The 26106-nt window shown below is 66.6% G+C and carries 28 protein-coding genes; 10 read left to right on the top strand and 18 right to left on the bottom strand.

Annotated elements, in window-relative coordinates:
- Nucleotides 1–308: 308 nt before the first annotated feature.
- Complete coding sequence (locus tag JX613_RS20270; RefSeq protein ID WP_336512280.1) at nt 309–1250, top strand: proline racemase family protein; 942 nt, start codon at nt 309–311, stop codon at nt 1248–1250.
- A gap of 370 nt (nt 1251–1620) precedes the next feature.
- On the opposite strand, the gene efeO (JX613_RS07485) is transcribed toward JX613_RS20270, so the two are convergent.
- The 10 genes from efeO (JX613_RS07485) to JX613_RS07440 form a co-directional block, all read right to left on the bottom strand.
- Nucleotides 1621–2439, bottom strand: a complete 819-nt coding sequence (gene efeO / locus JX613_RS07485) for an iron uptake system protein EfeO (protein WP_207100834.1) — start codon at nt 2437–2439, stop codon at nt 1621–1623.
- A gap of 44 nt (nt 2440–2483) precedes the next feature.
- On the bottom strand, nt 2484–3749 hold the full coding sequence (gene efeB, locus JX613_RS07480; RefSeq protein ID WP_207100833.1) for an iron uptake transporter deferrochelatase/peroxidase subunit: 1266 nt from the start codon (nt 3747–3749) through the stop codon (nt 2484–2486).
- Nucleotide 3750: 1 nt separating this feature from the next.
- On the bottom strand, nt 3751–4923 hold the full coding sequence (gene efeO, locus JX613_RS07475) for an iron uptake system protein EfeO (RefSeq protein WP_207100832.1): 1173 nt from the start codon (nt 4921–4923) through the stop codon (nt 3751–3753).
- 2 nt (nt 4924–4925) lie between these two features.
- A complete protein-coding gene (efeU, locus tag JX613_RS07470; protein WP_207100831.1) occupies nt 4926–5756 on the bottom strand; it encodes an iron uptake transporter permease EfeU in 831 nt (276 codons plus the stop codon).
- A gap of 188 nt (nt 5757–5944) precedes the next feature.
- The gene (locus tag JX613_RS07465; RefSeq protein WP_207100830.1) at nt 5945–7246 is read right to left on the bottom strand and encodes a cation:proton antiporter; all 1302 of its coding nucleotides are present in this window, start codon (nt 7244–7246) and stop codon (nt 5945–5947) included.
- Between the two features lie 37 nt (nt 7247–7283).
- Entirely contained in the window at nt 7284–7940 is a 657-nt protein-coding gene (locus JX613_RS07460) for a phosphoribosyltransferase (RefSeq protein ID WP_207100829.1), read from the bottom strand.
- 1 nt (nt 7941) lies between these two features.
- Nucleotides 7942–9228: an erythromycin esterase family protein gene (locus JX613_RS07455; RefSeq protein WP_207100828.1), complete on the bottom strand. Its 1287-nt coding sequence runs from the start codon at nt 9226–9228 to the stop codon at nt 7942–7944.
- The gene (locus tag JX613_RS07450; protein ID WP_207100827.1) at nt 9229–9381 is read right to left on the bottom strand and encodes a hypothetical protein; all 153 of its coding nucleotides are present in this window, start codon (nt 9379–9381) and stop codon (nt 9229–9231) included.
- Between the two features lie 16 nt (nt 9382–9397).
- Nucleotides 9398–9598 (bottom strand): hypothetical protein, encoded by a 201-nt coding sequence (locus JX613_RS07445; protein ID WP_207100826.1) that lies wholly within the window; start codon nt 9596–9598, stop codon nt 9398–9400.
- Between the two features lie 4 nt (nt 9599–9602).
- Nucleotides 9603–9833: a hypothetical protein gene (locus JX613_RS07440; protein ID WP_207100825.1), complete on the bottom strand. Its 231-nt coding sequence runs from the start codon at nt 9831–9833 to the stop codon at nt 9603–9605.
- Between the two features lie 107 nt (nt 9834–9940).
- Between JX613_RS07440 and JX613_RS07435 the strand changes: the two genes are divergently transcribed.
- Together JX613_RS07435 and JX613_RS07430 are read left to right on the top strand one after the other, a co-directional pair.
- Complete coding sequence (locus JX613_RS07435) at nt 9941–10552, top strand: phosphatase PAP2 family protein (protein WP_207100824.1); 612 nt, start codon at nt 9941–9943, stop codon at nt 10550–10552.
- Nucleotides 10553–10861, top strand: coding sequence for a hypothetical protein (locus JX613_RS07430; RefSeq protein WP_207100823.1), 309 nt, complete (start codon nt 10553–10555; stop codon nt 10859–10861). It begins immediately after the preceding gene.
- Nucleotides 10862–10882: 21 nt separating this feature from the next.
- Here JX613_RS07430 and JX613_RS07425 read toward each other — a convergent pair whose 3' ends face one another.
- The gene (locus JX613_RS07425) at nt 10883–11149 is read right to left on the bottom strand and encodes a hypothetical protein (RefSeq protein ID WP_207100822.1); all 267 of its coding nucleotides are present in this window, start codon (nt 11147–11149) and stop codon (nt 10883–10885) included.
- Between the two features lie 142 nt (nt 11150–11291).
- Between JX613_RS07425 and JX613_RS07420 the strand changes: the two genes are divergently transcribed.
- The 4 genes from JX613_RS07420 to JX613_RS07405 are packed head-to-tail and all read left to right on the top strand — an operon-like array spanning nt 11292 to nt 15872.
- The gene (locus tag JX613_RS07420; RefSeq protein WP_207100821.1) at nt 11292–11810 is read left to right on the top strand and encodes a 2Fe-2S iron-sulfur cluster-binding protein; all 519 of its coding nucleotides are present in this window, start codon (nt 11292–11294) and stop codon (nt 11808–11810) included.
- The gene (locus JX613_RS07415; RefSeq protein ID WP_207100820.1) at nt 11807–12775 is read left to right on the top strand and encodes an FAD binding domain-containing protein; all 969 of its coding nucleotides are present in this window, start codon (nt 11807–11809) and stop codon (nt 12773–12775) included. Before JX613_RS07420 ends, JX613_RS07415 begins: the two co-directional genes overlap by 4 nt.
- On the top strand, nt 12772–14946 hold the full coding sequence (locus JX613_RS07410) for a xanthine dehydrogenase family protein molybdopterin-binding subunit (protein ID WP_207100819.1): 2175 nt from the start codon (nt 12772–12774) through the stop codon (nt 14944–14946). The genes JX613_RS07415 and JX613_RS07410 overlap by 4 nt, the downstream gene beginning before the upstream one ends.
- Nucleotides 14946–15872 (top strand): XdhC family protein, encoded by a 927-nt coding sequence (locus JX613_RS07405; RefSeq protein WP_207100818.1) that lies wholly within the window; start codon nt 14946–14948, stop codon nt 15870–15872. The genes JX613_RS07410 and JX613_RS07405 overlap by 1 nt, the downstream gene beginning before the upstream one ends.
- A gap of 359 nt (nt 15873–16231) precedes the next feature.
- Here JX613_RS07405 and JX613_RS07400 read toward each other — a convergent pair whose 3' ends face one another.
- The 7 genes from JX613_RS07400 to JX613_RS07370 form a co-directional block, all read right to left on the bottom strand.
- Nucleotides 16232–17134: a ParB/RepB/Spo0J family partition protein gene (locus JX613_RS07400; RefSeq protein ID WP_207100817.1), complete on the bottom strand. Its 903-nt coding sequence runs from the start codon at nt 17132–17134 to the stop codon at nt 16232–16234.
- On the bottom strand, nt 17134–17919 hold the full coding sequence (locus JX613_RS07395; RefSeq protein WP_207100816.1) for a ParA family protein: 786 nt from the start codon (nt 17917–17919) through the stop codon (nt 17134–17136). Before JX613_RS07395 ends, JX613_RS07400 begins: the two co-directional genes overlap by 1 nt.
- A complete protein-coding gene (gene rsmG / locus JX613_RS07390) occupies nt 17906–18502 on the bottom strand; it encodes a 16S rRNA (guanine(527)-N(7))-methyltransferase RsmG (RefSeq protein ID WP_207100815.1) in 597 nt (198 codons plus the stop codon). Before rsmG ends, JX613_RS07395 begins: the two co-directional genes overlap by 14 nt.
- Nucleotides 18499–20367, bottom strand: coding sequence for a tRNA uridine-5-carboxymethylaminomethyl(34) synthesis enzyme MnmG (mnmG, locus tag JX613_RS07385; protein WP_207100814.1), 1869 nt, complete (start codon nt 20365–20367; stop codon nt 18499–18501). Before mnmG ends, rsmG begins: the two co-directional genes overlap by 4 nt.
- Nucleotides 20368–21633, bottom strand: coding sequence for a tRNA uridine-5-carboxymethylaminomethyl(34) synthesis GTPase MnmE (gene mnmE, locus JX613_RS07380; protein ID WP_207100813.1), 1266 nt, complete (start codon nt 21631–21633; stop codon nt 20368–20370).
- Nucleotides 21634–21643: 10 nt separating this feature from the next.
- Complete coding sequence (gene rho / locus JX613_RS07375) at nt 21644–22915, bottom strand: transcription termination factor Rho (RefSeq protein ID WP_154764834.1); 1272 nt, start codon at nt 22913–22915, stop codon at nt 21644–21646.
- 129 nt (nt 22916–23044) lie between these two features.
- A complete protein-coding gene (locus JX613_RS07370; protein ID WP_207100812.1) occupies nt 23045–23488 on the bottom strand; it encodes a CopD family protein in 444 nt (147 codons plus the stop codon).
- A 457-nt stretch (nt 23489–23945) separates the two neighbouring features.
- On the opposite strand from JX613_RS07370, the gene JX613_RS07365 reads away from it, so the two are divergent.
- Genes JX613_RS07365 through dnaQ form a run of 3 tightly spaced genes read left to right on the top strand, consistent with a single transcriptional unit; the run spans nt 23946 to nt 26075 of the window.
- A complete protein-coding gene (locus tag JX613_RS07365; protein ID WP_207100811.1) occupies nt 23946–24797 on the top strand; it encodes a shikimate dehydrogenase in 852 nt (283 codons plus the stop codon).
- A complete protein-coding gene (coaE, locus tag JX613_RS07360; protein WP_207100810.1) occupies nt 24794–25381 on the top strand; it encodes a dephospho-CoA kinase in 588 nt (195 codons plus the stop codon). Before JX613_RS07365 ends, coaE begins: the two co-directional genes overlap by 4 nt.
- Nucleotides 25374–26075 (top strand): DNA polymerase III subunit epsilon, encoded by a 702-nt coding sequence (dnaQ, locus tag JX613_RS07355; RefSeq protein ID WP_207100809.1) that lies wholly within the window; start codon nt 25374–25376, stop codon nt 26073–26075. Before coaE ends, dnaQ begins: the two co-directional genes overlap by 8 nt.
- Nucleotides 26076–26106: the final 31 nt, after the last annotated feature.

Below are 26106 nucleotides of genomic sequence, written 5' to 3'. Positions count from 1 at the left end.
TCTTCCAGATCGCCGACTATGGCCTGGTGGGGGATCTGTTCCAGCTGGTGCCGGAGATGACGGAAAAGCTCTGACCCGTTCACCTTGGGCCAAATATCCCACGGGGGCCCGGGGGTGTGAAACCCCCGGCCTTCCCAAACCAGCAGGACAAGGCGGCACCCTGCCCGCGATCAAAGCCGCAAGAAACAGGAGACCTTCATGAAAAGGCTGCTGATGACCACCGGCCTGATCGCAGGTAGCCTGGGCCTTGTCACAACGGCAAGCGCCCAGGATTGCGATACCAGGCTGGCCCTGGTCATGGCTGCGACGTGGAAACTGTGCTCGACGACACGGTGCCCACCACCACCTGGATGGCGGAAAAGGGCGATCCCGACGTGTCCTCGGAGACCTGGATCGATCTTCTGCCCAAGATCGTCCCGCGGGGCATCGCTGAAGGCAAGATCGTTTTCGAGTCCAAGGCACTGCCCGATAGCAGCGTGCAGGGCTGGTGGATCCCGAAATACCTGGCCGATGCCCATCCCGACATCAGATCGGTCGATGACGCCTTGATCCATCCCGAGCTGTTCCTCGACCCACGCTGGATCACCAATATCGACTGCCCCGATCCCAAGGTCACGGCTTGGCCGGTCAATACGGTGATGACTGTCCTGACCAAGGATTTCGCCGACCGTACCAATCCCGCCGTGATGGAATACTTCAACACCCGCGGCTGGAGCCGATGGGCTGCGCAAGCTGCTGTTGCGCGAGCCGCGCGGCTATCCGGCCCATTGCTGCAACATCCTGGTGCCCCTACCCACCCCAAGGCGCAGGCCGGTTATGTCATCATGGAGCAGGTCGAATATCCGGTGATGTCGGGCGGCAACACGATCTCGGTCGTGACGGTGCTGCTGGAAACGGGCATCCTGCCGATGCAGGAACCCGTGACCGAACTGGTGCTGGAAGCACCCGCCGGGCTGATCCGCGTGCGAGTCTGGAACCGATCCCGGACCACGGGGCGCGTTTTCCTGGGACGATCCGGCGACCTGGACGGGCGCCATCGACCGCTGCCCCTGGACCCGCCCTTCCGCCACCAGAGCCTCCTGGGCAATGTCTATACCGGCCGGCTGGTGGGCAAGGCGCGGATCGGCGAGCGGGCGGCGGTTGTCCTCGAAGTGTCCGGCACAAGCTGGATCTATGGCGTCAACACCATCGTGCTTAACCGCGAGGATTCCTTCACCGAAGGCTTCACCGTCGGGGACACCAAGGGATGACCCTGCCGCAGCATTGCAGCGACAGACGCAAGGTCGGACCCGGGTCGCGGCGAAACGCTGGCCGATGGCTCGCCCAACGATGCGCGCTGGAAGCCCAAGGCTTCTGACCGAAAAGGTCCACCCTATCAAAGGCAAGGACGAGCGGCCATGCGCTGCGCCGTCCACGCCTGCAAGGCCGCCCTGGCCAAGATGGAGAGGGCGGCCCGCGCATCGTGCAGCCCGATGAGATCGCGGCCTTCGACAGGGATCTGATCGGCGCCCCTGGCATGTGCGTGGACATCAGCCGGACCTGGGGGATCGGCGACAGGGCGCCGCGCCCGGCTGTCCTGACGAACCGGGCTTGCCCTGCACAGGCAAGCCCGCAGGGGCGTCAGCCCAGACCCAGCTTGCCGCGCAGGGTCGCCAGATCCTCGGCCAGGGTGTTGACCTTGGCGGACAGGATGTTGCGGTCGGTATCAGACAGTTCCTCATAGGAGACGAAGCCGCCCTCGGGCGTTTCATACTTGGCCAGCACATCCTTGACCGCCTGGAAGTTGCCGTCCACCTTGGCGACGAAATCGGCCTCGTCCTCGGCGATCAGGGGGCGGAACAGCGTGTAGATCTTTTCGGCGCCCTCGAAGTTCGCGTCGAAATCCCACAGGTCGGTGCGGCTGTAGCGGTTTTCCTCGCCCGAGATCTTGGTGGCCGCGACTTCCTCCATCAGCACGGCGGCGCCGCCCACGACCACCTCGGGCGGGAAGGTCAGCGCGGTGATGCGGCCGTCCAGTTCGCGGATATCGGCCAGCAGGCGGTCGGCATGGCCCTCCAGCCCCTTTGTGGTGCCTTCGGACCACAGCCCGTATTCGATGCGGTGAAAGCCGGTGAAGCCCGGATCCTGCTCGGCCTTCTCATAGTCGTCGGCACGGGCGTCGATGGACACGTCCAGATCGGAAAACAGCTCGGCAATCGGCTCGACCCGTTCATAGCTGGTGCGCGTGGGCGCGAACAGCGCCTTGGCGCGGTCCAGGTCGCCCGCCTTGATCGCGGCCGCGAAGGCCTCGGCATCGGTGACCAGTTGCGCGGTGTTCTCGGCCACGAAGATCTTGTAGTCGGACAGCGGTCCGACAAGGTCCAGCGAGGGGTCAGCGGCCAGGGCGGGGCCGGCAAGGGCAAGGCCCAGGGCCGCGCTGCGAAGAAGGGGGGCGATCATGGCGTGTTCTCCGGTTGGGATCGTCCAGGGATCTGGCTGGGCGGTCAGGTCCGCCGGGCTGCATCGACAAGCGCCCGGCCCAGGTAATCCGCATCGTCGCGGACCCCGGGCAGGGCAAAGAAATACCCGCCGCCGACGGGCTTGATGTATTCCTCCAGCGGCTCGCCGTTGAGGCGGTTCTGGACGGCGATGAAGCCCGCCTCCAGATCCGCCTGGTAACTGATGAACAGCAGGCCCTGGTCCAGCTGGCCGTTCGGCAGCACGCCGCGCGAATAGTTGAAGGGGCGGCGCAGCATCAGGTGGCGCTGGCTTTCCACGTCGCGGGGATTGGCCAGCCGGATATGGGCATCGTGGCGCGTGATCCGGCCTTCTGGATCGGCGGCATAGTCGGGCACGTGATGTTCGGTGCCGTCCGGGTTGTCCAGCGGCGCGCCGGACATCTTGCGCCGCCCGAAGATGCGTTCCTGTTCGGCCAGGGGCGCGCGGTCCCAGCGTTCCACCATGTTGCGGATGATGCGCACGGCCTGATAGCTGCCGCCCTGCGCCCAGCCGGGTTCGTGCGGCCCGCCGGTCCAGACGATCCGGTCCATCAGGGCTGCATCGTTGGAATCGGGATTGGCCGATCCGTCGCGGAAGCCCAGGAAGTTGCGCGCGCTTGGGGTCGCGCCGCGGGCATCGGGGACGACGGGGGGCACGTCCCCCTCGACCATCCAGCGCAGGACCAGGAATTCGGACAGGGTCTTCACGATGTCGCGCAGGGCGTGCATGGTGCTGTCGCGGTGGTTGGCGCAGATCTGGATCGACAGGTCGCCATGGCACAGGTCCGGGTCCAGCGCATCGTTCGGAAACTGCGCCATGCGCTGCAGCCGCGCGGGCTTCAGGCCCGCAAGCCAGGGCTGGTTCTCGAACAGGGACGCGCCCAGGGCCACGGTGATTGTCAGGTTGTCGGGCTGGATCACCGGCCCCAGCAAGCCGGAATCGGCGGGCGGCAGGGCGGGATCCAGGTCGGGGACGGGTCCGCCTTCGGTCAGGAAGCGCGCCCGGTCGGTCAGCAGCCGCAGCATCCGTTCCAGGTCGTCGATCGAGGTCGCCACCACGTCGAAGGACGCCACCAGCCCGTTTTCCGGGCGCGGCGTGGTGATGCCCGCCTGGTGCGGCCCGTGGAACGGCACGCGGCGCGCGGCGTCGCGGGCCTCAGCCGCGGGCGCGTCGCTGACCTGCGGGACCGGGCCTTGGGCGCGCGCGGCCAAGGCCAGGGTGCTGGCGCCCAGGGCCAGAAGAACGGCGCGGCGGGTGGGGGCAAGGCGCATGTCAGTTGATCCCGATCACCGGCTGCATCCGGTCCAGCGCCGTTTGCAGGGCGGCCAGCGACCCGGCCAAGGCCTGGCGCTTGTCGCCCGGCACCTGGTCATAGGACGGCCAGGCCCCGCCCTGCCTGAGGCCCGCCAGATCCTGTTCCGCCTTGTCCTGCGCGGCGGCGATGTCCCCCTCCAGCGCCGGATCGACGCCTGCCAGGACCGGCCGCAAAAGCCCGGTCAGCTTGCCGATGCCGTCCAGGCTGGCCTGCAGTTCTTCCAGGTCGTTTCCGGCATGACGGTTCTCGCCCACCGGCACATGGGCGGTGGCAAGCTGGCCCGCCATCGCCCCGGGCAGGGCGATCAGCAGGGCCGGGTCAAGCGTCATCCCCTTCAGACGGCCCGAGAGATCCGCCAGATCCGCCACCAGCCGGTCGGCGACAGGCCCAAGGCCCTCGGTGCTGTTCTGCCCGAACAGCCCGTATTCCAGCCGGTGATAGCCGGTGAAGCCCGGATCATCCTCCTGCCCCGCCAGATAGGCCGCGTTCGGGTCGATGGCGTTTTCCAGATCCGCCAAGCGCGAGGCCAGCGGCTCGATATGGCGATAGGGGATGCGCGCCGCCTTCCAGGCGGCCTGCGCGGCGGCAAGGTCGCCCGCCGCGATGGCGTCGCGCAGCGCCTCGGCGGCCTTCACGGCCCTGGCGGATTCCATCACCAGATAGACGCGGTATTCCGACAAGGGCCCCAGGAACTTGCGCAAGGTCACCTCGGAGGCGGCCACCATTGCCTCGTCCGAGGGGGTGACGTGCAGCGTCCCGCGCGGGTTCGACAGAAGGCCGCAGGTGATGGCGTATTCGCCGGGCGCAAGCTGCACGGTCAGGGTCTGGCGAAAGCCGGGGGCGATGTTCTCGCGCTCGGCCACGACCATGACGCCGTTCAGGATTTCCCATTCGATCGGGCGGTCCGAGGCGTTCACGATCTGGAAGCTGCGGTTGCCGCCGGGAACGGTGATGTCCTGCGGGTCGCAGGTTTCAGCGCCGACAGTGACGGTCATGTCGGCCCGGGCCTCGGGGTTGGCGGCGGCATTGCGCTGCGTGGCATACCAGAAGGCGGCGCCGCCCGTGACGGCCAGCATGGCGGCGGCGGCAACGGCAAGGCCCAGGCCTGCGCGGGATGGCGTGTGGGTCATGGTCAGGTCTCGGCCGGTTGCCGCCGGGGCGCGGGGCGGGGCGCGTCGGGACGCAGGAACAGGAACAGGGTCACGGCCAGGAAGGCCGCATAGACCGCGGCCTCGCCCAGGGTCGGCGCCTCGCGGTATCCCAGGATGCCCGCCAGCACGGTGCCCAGCGGGCTGGTCTCGGGCAGGATGTGGCTGATGTCATAGGCAAGCGATTGCAGGCCGTTCCAGATCCCGGCCTCGTGCAGGGCCTTCAGCGACCCGGCCAGCAGGCCTGCGGCGACCAGCAGGATGAAGACGCCCGTCCAGCGGAAGAAGCGCCGCAGATCCAGCCGCAGCGCGCCCGCATAGATCGCCCAGCCGATCCCGGCGGACACCAGGACGCCCCCAAGCGCCCCCAGGGGCGCCATCGTGTCGCGGCTTTGCTGGAAGATCGCCAGCAGGAAGAAGACCGATTCCAGCCCCTCGCGCGCGACGGCCAGGAAGACCATGCCGATCAGCGCCCAGGTGCCCCCGGTCACGGCGGCATCGACCGAATGCTGCAACTCTCCCTTGATGGACCGCGCGGCCCGGCGCATCCAGAAGACCATCCAGACCAGCACCGCCACGGCCACAAGCCCGATTACCGCTTCCAGCAGTTCCTGGGTCTTTTGCGGGAATGACGCGCTGGCCAGCTGCAAGGCGGCGCCCGCGAACAAGGCGGCGGCAAGGGCCAGGAAGATGCCGATCCAGACGGCGGGCAGCCAGGCGGCGCGCCCGGTCTGGCGCAGGTATCCCGCGATGATGCCGACGATCAGCGCGGCCTCCAGCCCCTCGCGCAGCATGATAAGGAAGGGTGCGATCATGGCGTCTCCTGCGCTGCGTCGCGGCGGCACGGGGGTCCGGCGGCGCGATGTCGCGGCAATGTCCGGCGGGCCCAAGCTGCCCGTCCGGCGTTCACTATGCGATCTGTCGCGCGAGTCAATCCATATTGTTTAGATCAGGTATGGCGCGGCCGCCTTGCGTCCTTTGGACGCAGCCTGCGCGGCGCGGGTCATTCCCGAGCGCCCGGACCCTGCAGGCCAGGCGGCGGGGTATCGGCATCGGGATCCCGGCCATGGCTGCGGTCCAGGTGGCGCATGATGGGCGTCACCGTCAGCCCGTGCATCAGGACGGACAAAAGCACCACCAGCCCGACGATGGCCCACAGCCGCGCAGGCTCCGCGACCTCCATGTGGTTCAGGCCGTAAGCCAGGTAATAGAAGGATCCGAGGCCCCGGATCCCGAAAAAGGCCAGGGTCAGCTTTTCGGACCGCGCGGCGCGAAAGCCCCAAAGGCCCGCCAGCCCCGTCACCGGGCGGATCACCAGAAGGATGACCAAGGCCGCCCCGACATCCGCCCAGGACAGCCCCTCCAGCAGGCCCCGCGCCAGGGCGCCCCCGAACAGCAGCAGCAGAACCATCATCGCCAGCCGTTCCACCTGTTCGGTGACGTCGTGCATGTCCCGGTGGAAGTCGTGGCTGCGATGGGCGTGGCGGAAGGTCAGCGCCGTGACGAAGACCGACAGGAAGCCATAGGACTGGATGATCTCGGTCAGGCCATAGGACACGAAGGTGGCGGACAGCGCGATCAGCCCGTCGCCGGTTTGCGCCAGTTTCGTTTCGGCCGGGATGCGGAAGGTGACCCAGCCGAAGGCGCGGCCGATCAGGTATCCGCCCGCGACGCCCGCGCCGATTTCCCACAGGACGTTATGGGTCAGCCATTTCGCGGCCCAGGGCTCTCCCGTGGCGGCGGCCAGGGACAGGGCGATGGCCAGGTGGACAAAGGGAAAGGCCGCCCCGTCGTTCATGCCCGCTTCCGAGGTGAGGCCGAAGCGCACCTCGTCCTCCTCGCCCGACTTGGGCGGGCCAACCTGCACGTCGGACGCCAGCACGGGATCGGTGGGCGCCAGCACCGCGCCCAGCAGCAGCGCCACGGGCCAGGGCAGGCCCAGCACGGTCCCGGCCAGCACCGTGATGGCCGCGATGCTGAGCGGAAGCGTGACCAGGATCAGCCGCCAGGTCACCTGCCAGCGGTGCAGCCCGAAGATCCGGTCCAGCTTCAGCCCCGCCCCCATCAGCGCGATGATGACCACGAATTCGGTGAAGCGTTCGGTGACCTCGGGCCAGGCCAGGGGCGAGGGGTTGAGCCCCATCCCCGGCCACGAGAACAGCCCCGCCCCAAGGCCGATGCAGACGATGGGCAGCGACAAGGGCAACCGCTTGAGGGCCAGCGGCAGCCAGGCCACCAGGGCGATCAGGAAGCCTGCGCCGGTCAGGACCAGGATATAGGGATCGGGTTGCAGCAGCGTGGTCATCGCGGTCAACGCCGGACCGGGGGATTTCGCTCCGGCATTAGCCCGCGTCGCGCAGGGCGGCCACCACCTCGGCGTCGCTGACCTGCGGGAAATCGCGATAATGCAGGCCGACGGCGCGGAAATCGCCGGGAACGCGCAGGCAGATCACCTCATGGGCGATGTCGCCCAAGGGTTCCAGCGCCTCGGGCGCTGCCACGGGAACGGCCAGGACGATGCGGGCGGGGTTCTGCCGGGCTAGGCCCAGCAATGCCGCCCGCATGGTGGCGCCCGTGGCGATGCCGTCATCGACCACGATCGCCACCTTTCCCGCGACCGGGACGGGTTGCCGCCCGCCCCCGTAAAGCTGCCTGCGCCGGTCGACCTCCTCCAGCAGGCGCGGGATCTCGGTTTCCAGATAGCCGCCGGGCGCGGCAAGGCGGGGCGGCACGTCCTTGTTCATCACCACCTGCGGGGGATCGCCGTCCACCACCGCGCCGATGGCGAATTCGGGCTGGCCCGGCGCCCCGATCTTGCGCACGAACAGCAGGTCCAGCGGCGCCCCCAGCATCCGCGCCACCGGCAGCGCGACGGGCACGCCCCCGCGCGGCAGGGCCAAAACCACGCAGTCCCGGCCTTGATAGGCCGTCAGGCGGTCCGCCAGCAGCGCCCCGGCTTGCGTCCGGTCGGAAAAGACGCTGCCCGGCGGGGAAGCCATGTCACAGGCCAAAGGGCCAGGTGTCGGGGACGTCATCATGCCGTCCCCCGTCGCCCGCCCCCACCAGCGCCTGCGTCCCGTCGAACCAGATCCAGCCGTCGTATTGCCGCCCGGCCCGGGCCTGCATGTAATGGCTCAGCCGCTCGCTTTCGGGCCGGTAGATCACGCCGATGAAGCGTTGCAGCAGGGGCTGCACCAATCGCGCGGCCAAGTCGCCACCCCCGCGAAAGTCCAGCAGGAAGCGCGGGACGCCGCTGTCATGGCACAGCCGCTCGAAACTGCCGGGGCGCGATGGCCGGACGGTCATGACCTCGGCGTCTTCGTCCCAGTCCGAGGCCGCCGTAACCGTGCCATGGTCGGTGCCAAGGCCCACCAGCGCCACCCCGTCGCCCCAGCGTTCGCGCGCCAGCTGGCCCAGGTTGTGTTCGCCCAGGCGGCTGCCCATCTCGGTCTGGCGGGCATCGCCGATATGGGAATTATGCGCCCAGACCACCGCCCTGGCCCCTGCCCCGCCCGCCTGCAGCAACTGGTCCAGCGTATCGGCCATGTGGCTGTCGCGCAGGTTCCAGGATTCCGCCCCGCCCTGGTACATGACGCGGTAATAACGTTCGGCGGATGCGACAAGCCGGGCGTTCTGGGCCGCGTCCATCTGGTCCCGCCCTTCCAGGGCCTTGGCCAGCAGATCGCGGCATTGCTGCACGACCGCCTGTTCGCATGTGTGATAACCCGATCCTGCCAGGCGGCCATAGGCGGCGGGCTGTTCCGTCCAGGGCTCCAGGCAGCCATAGCGCCCGCGCGCCACGGCGGCGGCCTCGGGGTCGGTGCTGTCCAGGTAATCCAGCACCGCCCGGATCGAGTCGGAAAGGTTATACATGTCCAGGCCGTAGAAGCCCACCTGGTTCCCGGGATCGCGGCCCCGGTTCCAGTCGCGCATCCAGTCCACCAGCCCCGCGACCGGGCCGTTGCGCCACATCCAGCGCGGAAACCGCTGGAAGGGGTCTTCCGCGCCCCCGCGCGGGGGAAGGCCGCGCACATGGCGGTCCAGAACGGCCGCGTCGGGCCAGTCGGCCTCGACCGCGACGATCCTGGCGCCGTGCCGTTCGATCATGCGGCGGGTGATGGCCGCGCGTGCCCCATAGAATTCGGCCGTGCCATGGCTCGCCTCGCCCAGCATCAGGACGCGGCGATCCGCCCAGCGGTCGGCGAATGCCGCAAAGCCGTCCTCGTCCGGCGGCGGCAGCGGGATGCATCCGCCGGCGATGGCCTGGGCAAGGCCGTCCGTGGCCATCTAGTCCCCGGCCTCGTCCTTGTCCTTCTGCGCCTCGCGCTTTTCCGAGGCCGTCAGGTCGGGGCGCGGGTCGAAATCGGGATCCGCATTGGTGGTGTCCACGCGCTTTTCGATGATGCGCTGCTGCTGGTCCTTGGTCTTCCTGCCGACCATGGGTTCCTCCTCTGCGCTATTTGTTGGTGCGGCCGCGCTGGTCCGGGTCGATGCCGCCCTGGGGGGTGGTGTCGTTCAGCACGTCGCCTTCGACGGTGTTGTCGCCGCCGATGGGCGGATCGCCAGGGCCGGGCAGGCCCTTGGACTGGCCGATGCCCGGATCCTGCTGCAAATCCTTGTCCGAGGGGTGATTGGTCTTGGGATGCTTGTTCGACATCGCCTCATTCCTCCGGGTCGCCGTCGCGGTTGCCGACATGGTCCTGCATCTGCTCGGTCTGGACATGGCGGGAATCGAGGCCCCGCTGGTCGGAATGGCGCGACTTATCGCGGTTCGACAGGATCTCGTTGTCGGGCAGCTGGTCGATGTCGTCGTTGGTCATGCCGCCGCTGCCGTCGCCCTTGCCCTGGTCCTGCTGGCCTGCGCCGAATTTCTTCTTGCTTGCGTTTGCCATTCCGGTTTCTCCGTTTTCGTGTTCGGTGGCGTCGGGGAAAACCGCCTTGTGCCGGGATTGTTCCACGGCCGGGCGGAACCGGGCACCGCGCCCGCCGTTACCGAGGCATGTCACCCCTGCCCCCCCAGACCGCCCCCGACGACCCCACAGCCCAGGCCGAGGGGCTGGAGCGGATCGACATCGACGCCGCCAGGGCCGCCGCCCGGCACCGCCATCATCCGATGGTCAGGACGCTGGGCACCGTCAGCGAACTGGCCGACCAGATGCAGCTGACGACGCTCTGCGGGCTGGTCATCGCGGGCGGCCTGCTGGGCGGGCGGGCAGACATCGCGCGCACCGGGCTGCGGATGATGGCCGCGCATGTGCTGGCCAATGTCGTCAAGCGCCGCATCAAGAACCGCCTGCGCCGCACCCGCCCCGAAAAGATGGTCAGGGAACGCGATTACCAGTTCGAGGTCGGTGAGGCCGAGGGCGGGCACGAAACCTCTTTCCCCTCGGGCCACACGGCGGGGGCGGTCGCGGTGGCCCGCGTCGTCGCCCGCGACCGGCCCGCGCTGGCGCTGCCCGCCGCCGGATGCGCCGCGCTGATCGCGGCGGTGCAGATCCCGCGCGCCCGGCATTACCCGGTCGATGTGATCGCGGGCGCGGCCCTGGGCCTGACTGCTGCCTGGGCCGTCGATCGCCTGCTGCCCCCAACCCCCAACCGCAAGGAGGATTGAATGTCCGACAATGCCACCACGTCCGTCTCGGCCCTGTTCGAGACGCGGGAAGCCGCCGACTATGCCATCGAGCATCTGGTCCAGCAGCACGGGCTGAACCGCGCCGACATCTTCGTCGAGCCGGTGGGCGGCGACAACACGGCGGGCAACCGGATTTCCGGCGGGGATGCGAACAAGGGGAATGATGCGGGCGGCGAAGCCCCCCTGCGCGGCGCGCTGAAGGTTTCGGCGGACGTGGCCCGGGACCAGGCGGGGATCGTGGAAGGCACCTTCCGCGAGATGGGCGGGCAGGACATCGCCCGGCGCTGACCGGCGCCCTGCCCCGCGCCGTCACGTGTCCCCGGACACGAACTTGTTGAAGCGGCTGGTCTTTCCCCCAGCCGTTTCGTCCTGATACAGGAAGCTCAGCCCGTTTTCGTCGAAGATCTCGAAGAATTCCTCCCACGAGATTTGCTTCAGCCCCTCCTCCGGCTCTCCGAAGTCGATGCGCAGGATGCCGCCCTCGCCCTTGGTGTCCACCATGGCGGGATGGCCGTCGCGCGATTCGGCCCATTCGCGGATCGTGTCGTGGTCCTGGGTGGTGTTCGATGTGGACATGGCTTGCCTCCGGGGGGTTGCGTCGGGGGCCAAACGCCTGGGGCCCGCTGCCGTTCCTTCGGGGAATCGGGCGCGGCAGGGAACAGGGCACTACCCTGGCCCGTTGAGGGGGGCCAGCCGCCACGCCAGCATCGGAACCCTCATGCAGATCACGCTTCACCTGAACGGCACGTCCCATCCCCTGGACGTGGATCCGCGCACCACGCTTCTGGATGCGCTTCGCCATCACCTGGGCCTGACCGGCACCAAGAAGGGCTGTGACCACGGCCAATGCGGGGCCTGCACGGTGCTGATGGACGGGCGGCGGATCAATGCCTGCCTGACGCTGGCCTGCATGGCCGAAGGTCACGACATCACCACCATCGAAGGCCTGGGCACGCCCGGCAACCTGTCCCCCTTGCAGCAGCAGTTCCTGGACCATGACGGCTTTCAATGCGGCTATTGCACGCCGGGCCAGATCTGTTCGGCGACGGGCATGCTGGAGGAGATCGCGGCGGGCTGGCCCAGCCATGTGTCCGACAGCCTGGACGGTCCCTATGACCTGACCCATGCCGAGATCGCCGAACGGATGAGCGGCAACCTGTGCCGCTGCGCCGCCTATACCAACATCGTCGCGGCCATCCGGCAGGCCGCCCAGGGCACCCGTGAGGACGCGGCATGAGGGAATTCACCTTTCACCGCGCGGCATCGGTCGCGGACCTGCCCGCCGGGGCCACGATCATCGCGGGCGGCACCAACCTGCTGGACCTGATGAAGCTGGAAGTGATAGCCCCCGAAGCCCTGGTGGACATCACCCGCCTGCCCCTGGACCGGGTGGAACCCGAGGGCGAGGGGCTGCGCATCGGCGCCCTGGTCCGCAACAGCGACCTTGCCGCGCATCCGACAGTCCGGCGCGATTATCCGGTGCTGTCGCGGGCGCTGCTGGCCGGGGCCAGCGGGCAGTTGCGCAACATGGCGACCACCGGCGGCAACCTGATGCAGCGGACGCGCTGTCCCTATTTCTACGACCGCCGCATGGCCTGCAACAAGCGCGACCCCGGGGCGGGCTGCGCGGCCATCGGCGGGGTGACGCGCAACCATGCGATCCTGGGTGCGTCCGATCATTGCATCGCCACCTATCCCGGCGACATGGCCGTGGCGCTGCGGGCGCTGGATGCGGTGGTCGAGATTGACGGGCCGTCCCCGCGCCGCGTTCCGCTGGCGGATTTCCACCTGCTGCCGGGCGATACCCCGCATGTGGAAACCGTCCTGCAACCGGGCGAGATCATCACCGCCGTGATCCTGCCCGCCCCGGTCGGCGGCCAGCAGCGATACCGCAAGGTGCGCGACCGGGCCTCTTATGCCTTCGCCCTGGTGTCTGTCGCGGCGGTCGTCGGCATGGACGGCGGCCGCATCAGCCATGCCGCGCTGGCCTTTGGCGGGGTCGCGCACAAGCCCTGGCGCGACCCGGAGGTGGAGTCCCTGCTGCTGGGCCGGGAACCGTCCGACGCGCTGTTCCACGAAGCGGCGGAGATCCTGCTGCGCCCGGCGCAGGCCCATGGCGAAAACGCGTTCAAGATCCCCCTGCTACGCCGCGCCCTGATGGCGACCCTGCGCGACGCGACCGGAATGGAGACCACGGCATGACACGGCACCTGCGGGTCGATGGCCCCACCCATGACGACCGGCTGGACCAGATGGCGCAAGGCGTGATCGGCCAGCCCCTGAACCGGCTGGAAGGCCCGCTGAAGGTCTCGGGCCGGGCGACTTATGCCGCCGAGGCGCGGCCCCGCGACCTGGCGTATGGCGTGCTGGTCCAGGCCGCCATTCCTGCGGGCACCGTGCTGGACATCGGCGATGCGCCCGGCGCGCTGGCGGTGATCCAGGACAAGCGGATGATCCGCTATGCTGCGCAGGGGCTGGACCAGAAGGGTCCGACTTCGGGGCCGGATCGGGTCGAATACATGGGCCAGTCCATCGCCCTTGTGGTGGCCGAGACCTTCGAGGCCGCCCGCCACGCCGCCCAGACCATCGCCGTCCGCTACAAGCCGGAAGAGGTGCCGGTGGACCCGGAATCGGTGACCCCCGAACTGCCGCCGAAAAAGCAGTCGGCGGCGGGCGACGTGGACAAGGCCATGCGCGAGGCGGCCTTTGCCCTAGACCGGGTCTGGCGCACGCCGTCGCAGATGGCGGCCGCGATGGAACCCCATGCCGCGATCGCCGAATGGGACGGCGACCATGTGACGATCCGGGCCGCCCTGCAGATGCTGTCGTCGAACCGCAAGCAGATGGCCGATGCCCTGGGCATCCGCGAAAGCAAGCTGCGGCTTTTGTCCCCCTATGTCGGCGGCGGCTTCGGATCGAAGCTAGGCATCAATGCCGAGGCCGTGGCCGCCGCCATTGCCGCCAGGGAACTGGGCCGCCCGGTGATGGTCGCCATGACCCGCCAGCAGGTCTTCGACCTGGCCCATCGCCGGTCCGAAACGCGCCAGCGGATCCGCCTGGCCTGCGACGCGGGGGGCCGCCTGACCGGCATCGGCCACGATGTCCTGGTTTCGACCCTGCCCGGCAGCGAATTCACCGAACCCGTGGCCCAGGCCACGCCCTTCACCTATCAGGCGGCGCATCGGCAGGTGGTCCATGCCGTGGCCCGCATCCATCGCGGCTGCGCGGGTTCGGTCCGCGCCCCGGGCGAGGCCGTGGGCGTCACGGTCTTCGAATGCGCCATGGACGAACTGGCCGACATGGCCGGGATCGACCCTGTGGACCTGCGCCTGAAGAACATCCCCGATGTCGAGCCCACCACCGGCCGCCCCTTTTCCAGCCACAAGCTGGCCGAGGCGCTGCGCGAAGGCGCGAAACGCTTTGGCTGGTCCGACCGGCGCCCGACGGGACAGCGCGCGGAAGGCGAATGGTTCATCGGCATGGGCATGGCCGCCGCCGTCCGCGTCAACATGCTGCAGGAATCGCGCGCCAGGGTCACGCTGGTCCAGGACGGCCATGCCATCGTGGAAACCGACATGACCGATATCGGCACCGGCACCTATACGATCCTGGGCCAGCTTGCGGCCGAGATGCTGGGCCTGCCGCCCGACCGGGTCGAGGTCAGGCTGGGCGACACGCAGTTCCCCCCGGCCTCGGGTTCCGGCGGATCCTTCGGCGCGGCCTCCAGCGGCAATTCGGTCTTCCTGGCTTGCGAGGAGATCCGGGGCCAGATCGCCAAGGCCATGGGCTGCAACGAGGCCGACCTGACCCTGCAGGACGGCATGGCGCGGGCGGGCAATATCGTCCGGTCCCTGTCGGAACTGGTAAACGGCACGATCACCGGCGAAGGCCATCTGCAGCCCGGCAAGACCGAAAAGTCGCACCGCCAGGCCACCTGGGGCAGCCATTGGGCCGAGGTCGCCGTGAACCGCTGGACCGGAGAGGTGCGCGTGCGCCGCATGATGGGTGTCTTTGCCTGCGGGCGGGTGCTGAACGAAAAGACCGCCCGGTCGCAATGCCTGGGCGGCATGAGCTTCGGCATCGGCATCGCCCTGACCGAGGCGCTGGAGCATGACCCCCGCGACGGCCACGCCGTCAGCCGCGACCTGGCCGAATACCACATCCCCACCCATGCCGACGTGCCCGCGCTCGAGGTGCATTTCCTGCCCGAACGCGACGCCTATGTCGGCCCCCTGCAGGCCAAGGGCTTGGGGGAACTGGGCATCTGCGGGGCCGGGGCGGCGGTGCTGAACGCGATCCACAATGCCTGCGGCGTCCGGGTCCGCGAGTTGCCGGCCACGCCCGACAAGATCATCGCCGGGATGGATCCGTGATGCGGACCGGGCCCGTGCCTTGCAGTCCAGGGGCCGGGCCGTCTGACGACCCCCTGACCGCCGCGCTGGATGGACCCGATCCCGTGCTGGCGATCATCACCGGGATCACCGGCCCCTCCTATCGCCCCCTGGGCGAGATCATGGCTTTTTGCGGCGACCGGCGGGTGGGGTCGCTCAGTTCCGGCTGCATCGAGACCGACCTCGCCCGCCACGCCCGGCAATCCTTGCAGGACGGCCCGCAGGTGGTCCGCTATGGCCGGGGCTCGCCCTGGTTCGACCTGCAACTGCCCTGCGGCGGCGGATTGGAGATCACCCTGGTCCCACGCCCCTGCCCCCGCCTTTTGGCCGAGATTGCCGCGGCACGCACAAGCCGCCAGCCTGTCGGCTTGTGCATCACCCCCGACCTGGCGCTGGGCCGCTGCGATCCAGGCCCCACCGGGCCCATGGCGGACGGATTCCGCATCCTGCTGGTGCCCCCGCCGCGCTTCCTGATCCTTGGCCAGGGCCCCGAGGCCGCGATCTTTGCCGGGCTTGTCCATGCCGCAGGCTATCCGCATCTGCTGCTGGCGCCCGACAGGCCAACTCTTGCGCAGGCCGAGGCCGCAGGGGCCCTGACCCGGCCCTTGCATTGGCCTGCCCTGCCCACGGATCTAAAGATTGACAGCCGCAGCGCCGTCGTGCTGTTCTTTCACGACCATGACTGGGAACCGCCGATCCTGGCGCGCGCCTTGGACTCGCCTGCCTTCTATATCGGCGCGCAAGGGTCGCAGCGCGCGCGGGACAGGCGGTTGGCCAGCCTGCGCGATCATGGCGTGACCCAGGGGCTGGAGCGTCTGAAAGGACCGATCGGATTGATCCCCTCGGTACGCGACCCGCGGGTTCTGGCTGTTTCGGTCCTGGCCGAGGTGCTGGAGGCAGCGGGGTGACCACGGTGGTGCTGCTGGCCGCCGGGGGGTCACGGCGGTCCGGGCCGGACTGCAAGCTGCAGGCCCCTATCGCGGCAAGTCGCTGATCCGCCACGCGGTCGAGGCTATTTTAGGCCCGGGCTTGCCTGCAATCGCGGTGATCGCCGACCCGGCCGCGCCCGCTGCCGCGACGGACGGAACGACGAAAGGTGGATCTGCCTTCCGGCCTTGCTGCCGCAATCGCTTTTCCCCGCCGTGGACAGGCTGACGGGCGACCGTGCGGCGGGCGCGTTGTTGCGATCCCTGCCGGGCCTGCACCCTATTCGCGTATCGTCCGAGATGCTGAAGGACGTGGATGCCCCGGACGATCTGCTTTCCCTTCAGGCTCTGCCGACCCCGCCCAGGATCTGACAAAGCCGGTCCAGCTGTTCCAGGTCGCCATAGCTGATGGTGAGCGTGCCGCTGCCAGCGGGCGTATGCCTGATCGCCACGGCCATCTTCAACTGCGCCGCCAGATCGGCTTCCAGCGCACGGGTATCCGCATCCTTGTCATCCCGACGCGACAGGTTGGGCTGGCTTCCATCCTTGGGGGTCTTGACCTGCCTACGCACAAGATCTTCGGTTTCCCGAACGGAAAGCCCGCTGTCGATCACCCGCCGCGCCAAGGCAGCCGGATTTTGCGCCGTGATCAGGGCCCGGGCATGTCCGGCGGTCAGCTTGCCCTCCTTCAGATAGTCCTGCACCTGGTCGGGCAGGCTGAGAAGGCGCAGCAGGTTCGCGATATGGCTGCGGCTCTTGTTCAGGGCCTCGGCAAGCCTTTCCTGGGTATGGCCGAAGCGGTCCATCAGCTGGCGATAAGAGGCGGCTTCCTCGATGGCATTCAGGTCGGCGCGCTGGATGTTCTCGATGATCGCGACTTCCAGAACCTCGGTATCGGACAGGTCGCGCACGATCACCGGAAGCTCGTGCAATTGCGCCATCTGCGCTGCCCGCCACCGCCGTTCGCCCGCGACGATCTGGTAAAGCCCTTCGTCCTTCGGATGCCTGCGCACGATCAAGGGCTGCAACACCCCGCGCTGCCGCAGCGAATCGGCCAGTTCCTGCAAGGAGGCCGCGTCGAAACTGCGTCGCGGCTGGTCCGGGTTGGCCGTGATCTGCTCGATCGGGATCAGGGTGCGATCCTTGACCGGCTTGGCATCGGCCGGTCCGTCCAGATCCAGATCCGCCATCAGGGCGGAAAGCCCGCGTCCCAGGCCGCGCTTGGCAAGTTTGCTGTCGGACATCAGGCTTCCTCTTTGACGAGTTTCAAGCGCGCGGCGAATTCGCTGGCGAACTGGCGGTAAGCGGCGCTGCCCTTGGACTGGGGATCATAGAGCAGCACGGGTTGCGCAAAGGAGGGGGCCTCGGACACGCGGACATTCCGGGGAATGACGGTGGGGAAAACCAGATCGCCCAAGGTGGCGCGGGCATCGGCCTCGACCTGCTGGGACAGGTTGTTGCGGTAATCCGACATGGTCAGCAGGACGCCGTTGACGCGCAGGTTGGGGTTTCCGCTTTGCCGGACATGCTTGACCGTCGTCAGCAGTTGAGAAAGCCCCTCGAGTGCATAGAATTCCGCCTGCAACGGCACCAGGACACCATCGGCCGCGACCATGGCGTTCAGGGTCAGCAGGCCCAAGGCAGGCGGGCAATCGATCAGGACGATGCTGCCCTTGGGCGCTTCCTCCAGCTTGCGCTGCAGCAACCGGGTGCGGTCCTTGGTTTGCGCCAGATCCACATCGGCAGAGGACAGGTCGGATGTCGCGGGAACGATGCCGAGATTGGCAATCCGGGTCGCCATGGTGCAATCGGCCAGCGTCTCGGGCCCGGCCAAAAGATCGTAAACGGTCTTGCGGCGCTGATCGACATTAATCCCAAGGCCGGTGGAGGCGTTGCCCTGCGGGTCAAGATCGATCAGAATCGTCGGATGACCATCCATGGCCAGGGCCGCACCCAGGTTGATCGCGGTGGTGGTTTTGCCGACCCCACCCTTCTGGTTGGCTATGGCAACGACGTTAGTCTGCGCCATGAGAGACTCCGCTTACTTCCAGGGTCACCGCGCCGTCCTGGGTCCGGCTGGGATGAGCAATATAATCGAACGACCATTCCGCCTTGGCATCTTCCACTTCGGCCTGCCATTGGCGGCCTTTCATCAGGAAGGCCTGGCCCGTCGGCGCAAGATGCAGATCAAGATATGCCATAAGCTGCCGCAGCGGAGCAAGGGCCCGCGCACTGGCATAAGCCGCATTCAGCGGCGGCAAGCTCTCGATGCGGTGCGATACGACAGTGGCTTTGGTCAAGCCGACCTCGCGGATCACCGTGCGCAAAAAAGTTGCCTTGCGCTGATCGCTTTCGATGAGGGTAAAGGACAGATCGGTGTCTGCCTTTGCGATGGCCAGAACGATCCCCGGCAGCCCGCCTCCGCTTCCCAGATCGATCCACTGTCCTTGGATGCCCTTGGCAAGATCCGCGACTTGCAAACAATCCTTGATATGGCGTGTCTGAAGATCGTTCAGCGAACTTGGCGCGACAAGATTGATGCGGCTGTTCCAACGCACCAGCAGGTCGGAATAGATCTGCAGCCGCTCGGATGTTTCACGTGAAACACTCATGCGCGTTTTTTTCGTCCAGACCGTGTCGCGGCCAGCAGAAGGGTGAGAGCCGCCGGAGTCATGCCCTCGATTTTGGCCGCTGCTGCCAGCGAGGCGGGCTTCATGGCAGCAAGCTTGGCCTTCAACTCGTTCGACAAGCCGGACAAGCGTGCATAATCGAAGGTGTCATCCAGAAGAACGGCTTCATCGCTGCGAAGCAGGGCTGCGTCCCTAGCCTGACGGTCGGTATACTGATGATAAAGCGCATCATTTTGAAGCTGTTGCAGCGTTTCTGCAGGGATTAGGTCAAATGAGGGAACAAGTTTGGACAGCAGCTCCAAGGGAATATCGGCCTGCCCCAAAAGCGCAAAGGCTGAGCGATGCTGGCCGTCTTGCCGAACAGCGACCCCTGCCTTGGCCAAGGCTGCGGGCGTGAAAATTGCTTCCTCCAAGATCGCTCGCCCTTGTTCATAATTCTGCTGTCTGTGCAAGAAGGCTTTCCGCCTTGCCTCTCCCACACAGCCCAGCCAAATACCGAAAGGCGTCAGCCGTTGATCCGCGTTGTCGGCGCGCAGGCTAAGGCGAAATTCGGCGCGGGAGGTGAACATGCGATAGGGTTCCGTTACCCCCCTGGTCGTAAGGTCGTCGATCATGACGCCGATATAACTGTCAGCCCGGCTGAAGATTGCAGGCTCTTTCCCCTGTGCTGCCAGCGCAGCATTGATGCCTGCCACCAAGCCTTGGGCGGCGGCTTCCTCATAGCCCGTGGTGCCGTTGATCTGTCCGGCCAAGAAAAGACCGCTCACGGTCCTCAGACGCAATGTCGGATCAAGCGCCCGGGGATCGACATAATCGTATTCCACCGCGTAACCCGGCTGCAGGATCTCGGCCTGTTCCAGGCCGGCAATGCTTCTGACGTAATCCAGCTGCACATCCGCAGGCAACGATGTGGAAATCCCGTTCGGATAAACGGTATGATCCTCCAGCCCCTCTGGTTCCAGGAAGATCTGATGAGAGTCCTTGTCGGCAAACCGCAGCACCTTGTCCTCGATCGAGGGGCAATAGCGAGGACCGCGCCCTGAAATATGCCCGCCATACATGGCGGACCGGGACAGGTTCTGCCTGATAATCTCGTGCGTTCGGGTATTGGTATGGGTGATCCCGCAGGAAATCTGACGCGCCTGAACACCATGGCTCAGATAAGAGAAAACGGTTGGATCTTCATCGCCTGGCTGCATCTGCAGCAGATCCCAGTTGATGGTTCTGCCATCCAGCCGAGGGGGCGTTCCGGTCTTCAAGCGCCCCAGGGGCAGGCCATACCGCTGAAGCGAGTCTGCCAGTCGATTGGACGCCTGACCTTCCCATCGTCCTGCGGGCCTGCTCACGTCTCCGATATGGATGATACCGTTCAGGAAGGTGCCGGTTGTCAGGATGATCGCAGGCGCATCCAGCCGTGACCCGTCGGAAAGCTCAACACCTGTCACCGCTTTGTCGCTTCCAATCAGGGCAGCGACCTCGGCATAGATCAGATCCAGACCTGGGATATTGGACACCGCGTCAAATGCCGCCGCGCGGTAAAGCTTGCGGTCCATCTGGGCGCGTGGCCCTTGGACAGCAGGCCCCTTCTTCTTGTTCAGCAAGCGGAACTGGATGCCCGCTTGATCGGCCAGCCGACCCATCAAGCCGTCCAAGGCGTCAATCTCGCGGACCAGGTGCCCCTTTCCCAAACCCCCAATAGCTGGATTGCAGGACAAGGTGCCGATATCTTCCTGCCGCATGGTAATAAGGGCGGTCTTTGCGCCCAAGCGAGCGGAAGCTGCAGCAGCCTCAACGCCCGCGTGACCCGCGCCGATAACGATCACGTCATAATGTTTCACGTGAAACACCTATTTTCCGATGCAGAAGGAAGTGAAGATGACATCCAGATAATCCTCTGCACCGATTCTGCCAAGCAAATGATCGAGAGAGGAGGACGCTTGGCGGATCGCTTCGGCCAGCAATTCCGCATCAATGCCATGAACATCCTCAATGGCGGATCGTGCCGTCATCAACGCGTTCAACTGCCGTTCATGGCTGACCAAAGCGGCGCCTGCAGCCTTTCGGGACAGACTGTCAAACAGTTTGTCCAGCACCTGATCAATCCCTGCCCCGGTGACCGAGGATACTGACAAGCCGTCACAAGCCCCCTGCAGGTCAGCCTTGCTGACGACAAGCAGATCCCCGTCCTGCCAAAGGCTGCTGTCGGCTTTGCCCTCTGGCGAAAGATGCAGCCGCAGATCTGCCGCCTGCGCACGCTGGCGTGCCCGGTCGATGCCCCGGCTTTCCAGTTCATCCTGGGCATCCCGCAAGCCAGCGGTGTCCAGCAAGGTGACGGCCAGGCCGCGCAGATCCAGGCGCAGTTCGATGATGTCCCGGGTCGTGCCTGCGATATCCGAGACAAGCGCAACCTCTCGCCGGGCGATCCGGTTGATCAGGCTGGATTTTCCTGCATTGGGCGGGCCGATGACGGCGACTTCGAACCCGTTGCGGATGCGTTCCGCCGCCGCATAGCCGCCGATCTGCATGTCCAGTTCGGCCTTGAAGGCTTCCAGAAGATCAAAGACCTCGCCCGGCACCTCTTCGGGAACCTCCTCATCTGCGAAATCGACGCTGCTTTCTACCAGGGCACCCGCCCGGATCAGCAGCGAACGCCAGCCATCGGCCTTGCGCGCCAGTTCGCCATGGCTCATCCGCAGGGCGGCAAGACGCTGCGACTCGGTCTCGGCAGCCAGAAGGTCGCCCAATCCCTCGACCTCGGACAGGTCCATCTTGCCGTTCAGGAAAGCACGCTTGGTGAATTCCCCGGCTTCGGCCAGGCGAAGACCATGCGACCTCAGCACCTGCCCCAAGCGTCGGACGATCACCGGCGCGCCGTGCAGGTGGATTTCCACCACCTCCTCGCCCGTGAAGCTGCGGCCCGCTTCGAACCACATGACCAAGGCGCGGTCAAGAACGCCTTCGCCATCGGCAATGTCGCGCAGATAGGCATGGCGCGGCTTGGGCAAGGGGCCTGCCAGCCGTTCGGCCACGGATCTCGCGCCGTCTCCGCTGAGGCGAACAACAGAAACGCCACCCCGTCCGGACGGGGTGGCTTCGGCAAAGATCAGGTCCATGGCTGCCCCGTCAGGCGTTCATCGAGTCGAAGAATTCCGCATTCGACTTGGTCTGCTTCAGCTTCGAGATCAGGAATTCGATCGCATCGGTCGTGCCCATCGGGTTCAGGATGCGGCGCAGCAGATAGGTTTTCTGCAGATCCTTCGAATCGACCAGCAGTTCTTCCTTCCGTGTCCCGGACTTGAGGATATCCATCGCCGGGAAGACGCGCTTGTCGGCGACCTTGCGGTCCAGCACGATCTCGCTGTTGCCGGTGCCCTTGAATTCCTCGAAGATCACCTCGTCCATGCGCGACCCGGTGTCGATCAGCGCGGTGGCGATGATGGTCAGCGATCCGCCTTCCTCGATGTTGCGGGCGGCGCCGAAGAACCGCTTGGGCCGCTGCAGGGCGTTCGCATCAACGCCACCCGTCAGCACCTTGCCCGAACTGGGCACGACCGTGTTGAAGGCCCTACCAAGTCTTGTGATCGAGTCCAGCAGAATCACAACATCTCGTTTATGTTCCACCAGACGCTTGGCCTTTTCGATCACCATCTCGGACACGGCGACGTGGCGGCTGGCCGGTTCGTCGAAGGTGGACGACACGACCTCGCCCTTGACCGACCGCTGCATGTCGGTGACTTCCTCGGGGCGTTCGTCGATCAGCAGCACGATCAGATAGCATTCCGGGTGGTTCCGTGCGATCGAATGGGCGATGTTCTGCAGCAGCACCGTCTTGCCGGTGCGCGGGGGGGCCACGATCAGCGACCGCTGGCCCTTGCCGATGGGCGACACCAGGTCGATGATCCGCGCCGAGCGGTCCTTCAACGTGGGATCCTCGATTTCCATCTTCAGCCGCTCGTCGGGATAAAGCGGCGTCAGGTTGTCGAAGGCGACCTTGTGGCGGGCCTTCTCGGGATCCTCGAAATTGATCTTCTCGACCTTGGTCAGGGCGAAGTAACGCTCGTTTTCGCCCGGGGCGCGGATCACCCCTTCGACGGTGTCGCCGGTGCGCAGGGCGTGCTGGCGGATCATGTCGGGGCTGACATAGATGTCGTCGGGACCGGGCAGATAGTTCGCCGCCGTGGACCGCAGGAAGCCGAAGCCGTCCTGCACGACCTCCAAGACGCCGTCGCCGCCGATGTCGAAGCCTTCCTCGGCATGTTCCTTGAGGATCGAGAACATCATCTCGCCCTTGCGCATGGTCGAGGCGTTCTCGATCTCCCATTCCTCGGCCAGGGACAGCAGCTCGGCGGGGCTCTTGGCCTTGAGTTCGGACAGGTTGAGGCGTTCTTCGGTCATGGTGTCACCGCGAATCCCGCACGGGCTGGCCGCGCGGCTGGATGGGATAGGAATCGGGAATCCCCGTGCCGGACGGCCGGGCTTGCTGCCGACATAAGCGGCGGCGCGTGCCGAGTCAACGTTCGCCCGTCAGAACTTGACGATCACCGACAGCACGATGCCCGCCATCAGCAGCGTCGGCACCTCGTTCATCATGCGATAGCGCCGCCCGGGATGGCCCCCGCCGGCCAGCAGGACGCGCCGCTGGCCCGCGCACCACATGTGGAACCAGGTCATGCCCAGCACGCAGATGGCCTTGGTCCAGGGCCAGGTCATCGACCAGTCCACGATGCCGGGCGTCAGCACCAGGGTCAGCCCGCTGATCCAGGTCGCGATCATGGCCGGGTTCATGATCAGGCGCAGCAGTTTTTCCTCCATCATGGCGAAGCTGCCCGAGGGCTCGGGCGTCCCCCCGCGTTCGGCGTGATAGACGAACAGCCGGGGCAGATAGAACAGCCCCGCCATCCAGGAAATCACCGCCATGACGTGGAACGCCTTGGCATAAGGATAGATCAGGGCAAGCCAGTCCGTCATCGGCATCCTTCTTAAATAAAAAGAGAAGAATAAAGAATGATGTTGATGTAGGGCCTGTGGACAAAAGGATAAAGAAGAAATCCCCGGACCTGTCCACGAACAAAGCCCTTGTGGATAAGATCGGGATTAAGGGCCTGAATAGACATAAAATGCATTGAAATCAAATGACTGTCATGTGGATAGATTTGGGGATTGTCAGCCTGCTGGTGACTTCTCCACAGATCTGCCGTTTGCAGCCTTCGGGTTATCCACGTGTGGGCCGAACGTCCGCGTCCGGGGGAAGTTCCGGGCGGTTTTCCAAGCCGCCTTGCGGCACCCCCTGCTGCCCCCATGATTCGACCCGATTCCCCCCGGATCTTGTCCACAGGCCTGCGGAACCCGCTTAATTGTCGCAAAAGACTGCTTTTTTCCGCCGCCTTGCCGTCCTAGTCTGCGGATCAAAGCCAAGGACGCGACGATGACCGACGACCAGCCAAGCCGCCCTGCCCATGTTCCGCTTGCCGGGGTCATCGGGATGCCGATCGCGCATTCCCGATCCCCGCGCCTGCACGGCCACTGGCTGCAGCGCTGTGGCATCGCTGGGCATTACATCCCCATGCCCGTCATGCCCGAACACCTGACCGAGGCGCTGCGCGCCCTGCCCCGCCTGGGCTTCGTGGGCGTCAACGTCACCATCCCGCATAAAGAGGCCGTGCTGACGCTGGCCGATTCCGTGACCGACCGCGCGGCGCTGATCGGGGCGGCGAACACGCTGATTTTCCGCCCCGACGGCAAGATCCATGCCGACAACACCGACGGCTATGGCTTCATCGCCAACCTGCGCCAGAACGCTCCCGACTGGCAGACCGATGCCGGTCCGGCCGCCGTGATCGGCGCGGGGGGCGCGGCGCGCGCGGTGGTCGCCTCGCTTCTGGACAGCGGGGTCAAGGAAGTGCGCATCACAAACCGAACCCGCATCCGTTCCGAACAGATCAAGGCCGAATTCGGTGCCCGGCTGGTCGTCTATGACTGGGCGCAGGCGGGCAACATGCTGGACGGCGCGGCGACCGTGGTCAACGCGACCTCCTTGGGGATGGAGGGCAAGCAGCCCCTGCGCTTGCCCTTGGACGCGCTGTCGCCCGATGCGCTTGTCACCGACCTTGTCTATACGCCGCTGATGACGCCCTTCCTGGCTGACGCGCAGGCACGCGGCTGCCGTGTCGTCGATGGCCTGGGGATGCTGCTGCACCAGGCCGCACCCGGGTTCGAGCGCTGGTTCGGCCGCCGCCCCGAGGTGGACGACGACCTGCGCCGGGCCGTGCTGGAATGACCTTCCGCCTGGGCCTGACCGGCAGCATCGGCATGGGCAAGTCCACCACCGCCCAGATGTTCCGCGACAGGGGCCACCCGGTCTGGGACGCCGACCAGGCGGTCCATCGCCTTTACGCCCCCGGGGGCGCGGCGGTCGGGCCGGTGGCGGCGGCCTTCCCTGCGGCACTGTGGGACGGCGGCATCGACCGCGCCGCGCTGAAGGCCGCGATTGCAGGCGACCCCGCCGCGCTGGACCGCCTGTCGGCCATCGTGCATCCCATCGTCGCCGCCGACCGGGAAGCCTTCGTGGCCCGCCATGCCGATGCGCCGCTGGTCGTTCTGGATATTCCGCTGCTTTACGAAAACGGCTATCAGGGGCAGATGGACGGTGTGGCGGTTGTCTCGGCCGATGCGGACACGCAGCGGCGCCGGGTTCTGGCGCGGCCGGGCATGACGGAAGACCTGCTGGCCTTGATCCTGTCGCGGCAGATGCCGGATGCGGAAAAGCGGGCGCGGGCCGACTGGATCATCCCCACCGACAGCCTGGACGCCGCCCGCCAGGCCGTGGACCGGATCGTGAAGGAGATTGGCACCCGTGCGTGAAATCGTGATGGATACCGAGACCACCGGCTTCGATGCGGACAAGGACGACCGCATCGTGGAAATCGGCGGGATCGAGCTTGTGAACCACCTGCCCACCGGCCGGACCTTTCACGTCTATATCAACCCCGAACGCTCCATGCCCAAGGAGGCCTTCGAGGTGCATGGCCTGGGCGACGACTTCCTGCGCGACAAGCCGAAATTCGCGGACGTGGCCCAGGGCTTCATCGACTTCATCGGCGAGGATGCCCGGCTGGTGATCCACAATGCCAGTTTCGACATGAAGTTCCTGAACGCCGAACTGCGCCGTCTGGGCCGTCCCCTCCTGCCTTGGTCGCGCGCCCTGGATACCCTGGCCCTTGCGCGCGAAAAGTTTCCCGGCTCTCCGGCCACGCTGGACGCGCTCTGCCGCCGCTTCGGGGTGGACAACTCGAACCGGCAGCGGCACGGCGCGCTTCTGGACAGCGAGCTGCTGGCCGAGGTTTATCTGGAACTGATCGGCGGCCGCCAGCCGGACCTGGTGCTGGACCAGCCCGGACGCGGCGCCAATGCCGGCCCGCAAGGCGGGGGCAGCGGCCCCCGCGCCGCGCGCCCCGCCCCTCTGGCCCCGCGCCTGACCCCGGCCGAGGCCGAGGCCCATGCCGAATTCGTGGCACGCTTAGGCGAAACGGCGGTCTGGGCGCGCTATACAGGTTGACAGTTCCGCCCGCCGGTGACGCCATAAGGCC

This window comes from Paracoccus shandongensis (genome assembly GCF_017315735.1).
Lineage (GTDB): Bacteria > Pseudomonadota > Alphaproteobacteria > Rhodobacterales > Rhodobacteraceae > Paracoccus > Paracoccus shandongensis.
Note: the sequence above shows the minus strand (reverse complement) of the source record. Positions and strands in the feature narration are given on the sequence as shown.